Annotated in this window: 5 protein-coding genes; all 5 read left to right on the forward strand. The window is 58.0% G+C overall.

Annotated elements, in window-relative coordinates:
* Positions 1-418 (forward strand): DUF6384 family protein (locus QNK41_RS00585; protein WP_319252676.1); only part of this gene is annotated, 418 nt, incomplete at its 5' end.
* A 24-nt stretch (positions 419-442) separates the two neighbouring features.
* Positions 443-1,864: a hypothetical protein gene (locus tag QNK41_RS00590; RefSeq protein ID WP_319252678.1), complete on the forward strand. Its 1,422-nt coding sequence runs from the start codon at positions 443-445 to the stop codon at positions 1,862-1,864.
* Between the two features lie 50 nt (positions 1,865-1,914).
* Entirely contained in the window at positions 1,915-2,328 is a 414-nt protein-coding gene (locus QNK41_RS00595; protein ID WP_319252680.1) for a DUF4332 domain-containing protein, read from the forward strand.
* Positions 2,329-2,363: 35 nt separating this feature from the next.
* Positions 2,364-3,161: a tellurite resistance TerB family protein gene (locus QNK41_RS00600; protein WP_319252682.1), complete on the forward strand. Its 798-nt coding sequence runs from the start codon at positions 2,364-2,366 to the stop codon at positions 3,159-3,161.
* A 105-nt stretch (positions 3,162-3,266) separates the two neighbouring features.
* Positions 3,267-3,698 (forward strand): peptidoglycan-binding protein LysM, encoded by a 432-nt coding sequence (gene lysM, locus QNK41_RS00605; protein WP_319252684.1) that lies wholly within the window; start codon positions 3,267-3,269, stop codon positions 3,696-3,698.
* Positions 3,699-3,716: the final 18 nt, after the last annotated feature.

Here is a 3,716-nt window from a genome sequence, read left to right on the forward strand (position 1 = left end):
TGCCGTGTCACGTAAGGATAGCGTGGCCGCAGACAAAGGCTACGCAGCCCTCAGACAGCTTTACACGCAGTTGACCCAGCAGTACGAGGTACGCATCGTTTCTAGCCCAGGCACACCCAGCGGCGTATGGAGAGTCCCCCAGAACAACCCCAATGCGCGTAACTACTATATTATCGTCGCGGCCGTTACCACCGACGGAAAACGCCTTTCTCTGCCCGTCACCAGCGAAGAGGATGGGAAAACGAGCACCGTTGAGCAGTGGGGGCTGCGGGTCGAACCGGCCATTTTCGAGCAGGTCAAGCGCGACAAGATGGACGACGGCATCATCGGGCGCAACGTGTTCGGGGTCAAAAAACGCGGCTACTTGGCCCCCCAGTACGCCATCCCGACCACTGGCGGCGCCATTACCCAGTGGTAATCGTTCAACGCGGAGTTTCATAAAATGATCACCGGCAGAGACACGCTACAGGAAATCAACAACCATGTGCTGCAGGCCCAGTCCCGGATTGAAGCGGTCGATCGGGAAATGGACGGCCTCAACGCACAGTTAAGCCAATCGCGCATCGAAACGGCAGAGCAATACCGTGAGTTGGCTAAGTTCAGGCTTGATGAGATCAGGGCCGGCAACGTGACAGCCCGGCTGAACAAGGCCTATTTGGCTGTGCCGGCGTTCATGGATCAACACAAACAAGCCTTGGAAACCCTTGAAAAGGATATCACCCAGGGGCAACAGCGCCAGCAAATGCTGGAACAGCAGCGCGAAACCCGCCGCGATGCACGCGACACGGCTGCAGACACCCTATGGAAGCAGATCCAGAAAAGCAAATCGGCACTGGAAAAGACCGCAGACTATGGCCGCCGGCAGGAAACAGCGGCCGCGGCGGTTCAAGTGGCCGGCCGGGCCGATGAAAAAGCGTCCCAGTCCGAGGCCGACCTGGCCAGCAAGGGTAAGCCTTACCAGGACGATATGCTTTTCATGTACCTGTGGGACCGTTGGTACCTCACACCCGACTATCGGCACGGCGGTATTACCCGCATGCTGGACGGATGGGTGGCCCGCCTGATCCGATTTAAAGAAACGCGTGCCGACTACCACATGCTAAACGAGCTTCCCCAGCGTTTAAGAGAGCATGCTGCCAAAGCCGCCGAGGAGGCTGAACGCCAGCAGCAGTCCTTACTGGCGATGGAGAGACAGGCGGCCGAAAAAGACGGAGTGGCCATACTGCAGGCGGCACTGGATACGGCGGAGAAACAACTCCAGCAAGTCAATGACGACATGGAAGCCGAGGAGAAGCGCTACCAGGAACTGCTGCGCCAAAAGAACGACTTTGCCTCCGGCGAGGATGAATACACGCAAAAGGCCGTGGCCTTGATGGCCGCCGAACTGGAGCGTCAAGACGTCATCGCGCTCTTTCAGCAGGCCCAGAGCACGCCCCGGCCCGAAGACGATGCCATCGTGATGCGGCTTCACCAGCTGCAGCAGACACACAAGACCCTAACCGATCGTATTTCCGAGCTAAAAACCAATCAGCAGCAGCAGCGCAATGCGCTGGAGGATCTTTCAACGCTACGCGAAAAGTTCCGTCGCAGCAACTACGACGCCAGTGCTTCCTCTTTTCCCGCCAACCTGGGGCTGGGTGTCCTGCTGGGAGAAATCCTGCGCGGCGCCATATCCTCGGGCAGCGCCTGGGACCGCATCGACCACTCCCAGAAATGGGATTTTCCCGATGCCGGCAGATCCGACAGGGGTGGGTCCGGCAGATCTCGGGGCCGATCCGGAGGCGGTTTCGGAGGATTCGGCGGTTTCGGAAGTGGCGGCAGTTTCGGCGGCGGTGGCGGGTTTCGTACCGGTGGTGGGTTTTAATTGGTTGCGCATGGAGATATAAACTTATCGAAAAAAAAGGAGGAAGTATCATGCCCAATTACAAGATCACTGAAATCGAGGGTATCGGAGACGTGTATGCAGCAAAACTCCAGCAGGCCGGTATCACAACGGTTAATGATGTCCTCGAAAAGGGAAAAACCGCCAAGGGCCGCAAGGCGCTGGCAGCAGAAACCGGTATCGATGCTAAATTCATATTGAAATGGGTCAACATGGCAGACCTGTTCCGGGTCAAAGGCATCGGCAAGGAGTATTCCGAACTTCTGGAAAAAGCCGGCGTGGACACTGTCAAGGAGTTGCGCAACCGCAACCCTGAGAACCTGCTGGCTAAAATGGAGGAAGTCAATGCTTCGGGACGTCAGCTGGTTAGATCCCTGCCGGCGCCCAAAACCGTTGCTTCCTGGGTCGAGGCGGCCAACGTCCTCGATCCCGCAGTCACTTACTGAACCATTGACCAGACAGCTGACATAAGGAGAAGACCATGATTAATTTCAGTGATATTCTCGGAACCCTCATGCAGTCGGGTATGTCCGCATCGACCACCGGGCGATTGAAAAATGCCCTGAGCGCCGGCGGGTCATCGTCCACAAACCCTTTGGCCGGATTGGGCGGTGGTGCCGGTGAGGCCTTGTCGGGGCTGCTGGGCGGCGGAAGGGGTGGGATCGGCGGAATGCTTCAAGGAGTACTGGGTGAGGCCGGAAAAGCCCTGGGCGGCACCAACAATCTGGCTATCGGCGGGATAGGTGCCCTCGCCGGCGCGTTTTTGGGCGGCGGGAGCGGCTCGATCAAAGGCGCTTTGGGTGGCGGCACCATGGCCATGCTGGCCGCCATGGCCTTTTCAGCCCTTAAGGGTGCCGGCGGCGCCCCTGAAGCTCAGGAGGTGCCGGTGGGCCTGCGCCAGCCCGAAAACCCACAACAAGAGCAGGAACTCGAACAGGGCGCCGAGCTTGTCTTAAAAGCCATGATCAATGCAGCCAAGGCCGACGGCCAGATCGACCAGTCCGAGATCCAGCGCATTCTCGGCAAATTGGAAGCGGCCGGCACTGACAGCGAGGCACGCGATTTTGTGATCGGCGAAATGAACAAGCCCATGGACCTTGACGGTATCGTGACCGCCGCCAGGACCAGCCCCCAACTGGCCGCCCAGGTCTATGCGTCCTCTTTGCTGGCCATCAAGGTGGACACTCCAGCCGAACGCCAGTACCTGCAGCAGTTGGCCGAAGGGCTGGGCCTTTCGTCGGAGGTAACCTCCCGGCTGGAAAAAACGGTCGGTCTGTAGAGGGTTTTTAACCATTCAACGTCCGGATATTTGCGGTCCCCTTCCCGGGGCCGGAGAAAACCCCATTCCAGCAATCTGACAGCAAACATCACAAAGGAGAAGACAATGGGACTTTTCGATTTTGCACGCAACATCGGCAACAAGCTTTTTGGCTCAGAAGATGAAGCCCCGGAAAAGATCAAGGGGCACATTGAGGAAGAAAACCCCGGCGTAAGCAACCTCGAGGTCAGCGTCAAAGACGGCGTGGCAACGCTCAGCGGGCAGGCCGAGAGCGCCGAGGCCATGCAAAAAGCCGTGCTGATGGCCGGCAATGTCAAGGGTATCAGCGAAGTACACGCCGACGGGCTGACGGCGCCGGCGCCGGTGCAGGAGGTGCAGTACTACGAGATACAGTCCGGTGATTCGTTATCGGCCATTGCCAAGAAATACTATGGAAAGGCATCGGATTATCCTCGCATATTCGAAGCCAACCGGGAGGTCATCAAAGATCCCAACCTGATTTATCCTGGTCAGAAGATACGCATCCCCGTGGAATAGGGCGCAATCCGCTTCTAA

The organism is Desulfosarcina sp. (genome assembly GCF_033791525.1).
Lineage (GTDB): Bacteria > Desulfobacterota > Desulfobacteria > Desulfobacterales > Desulfosarcinaceae > Desulfosarcina.

Bases quoted from the DNA above. Each gene is read 5' to 3' on its own strand.
- QNK41_RS00590 (WP_319252678.1), top strand. From the start codon at position 443: ATGATCACCGGCAGAGACACGCTACAGGAAATCAACAACCATGTGCTG.
- QNK41_RS00595 (WP_319252680.1), top strand. From the start codon at position 1,915: ATGCCCAATTACAAGATCACTGAAATCGAGGGTATCGGAGACGTGTAT.
- QNK41_RS00600 (WP_319252682.1), top strand. From the start codon at position 2,364: ATGATTAATTTCAGTGATATTCTCGGAACCCTCATGCAGTCGGGTATG.
- lysM (WP_319252684.1), top strand. From the start codon at position 3,267: ATGGGACTTTTCGATTTTGCACGCAACATCGGCAACAAGCTTTTTGGC.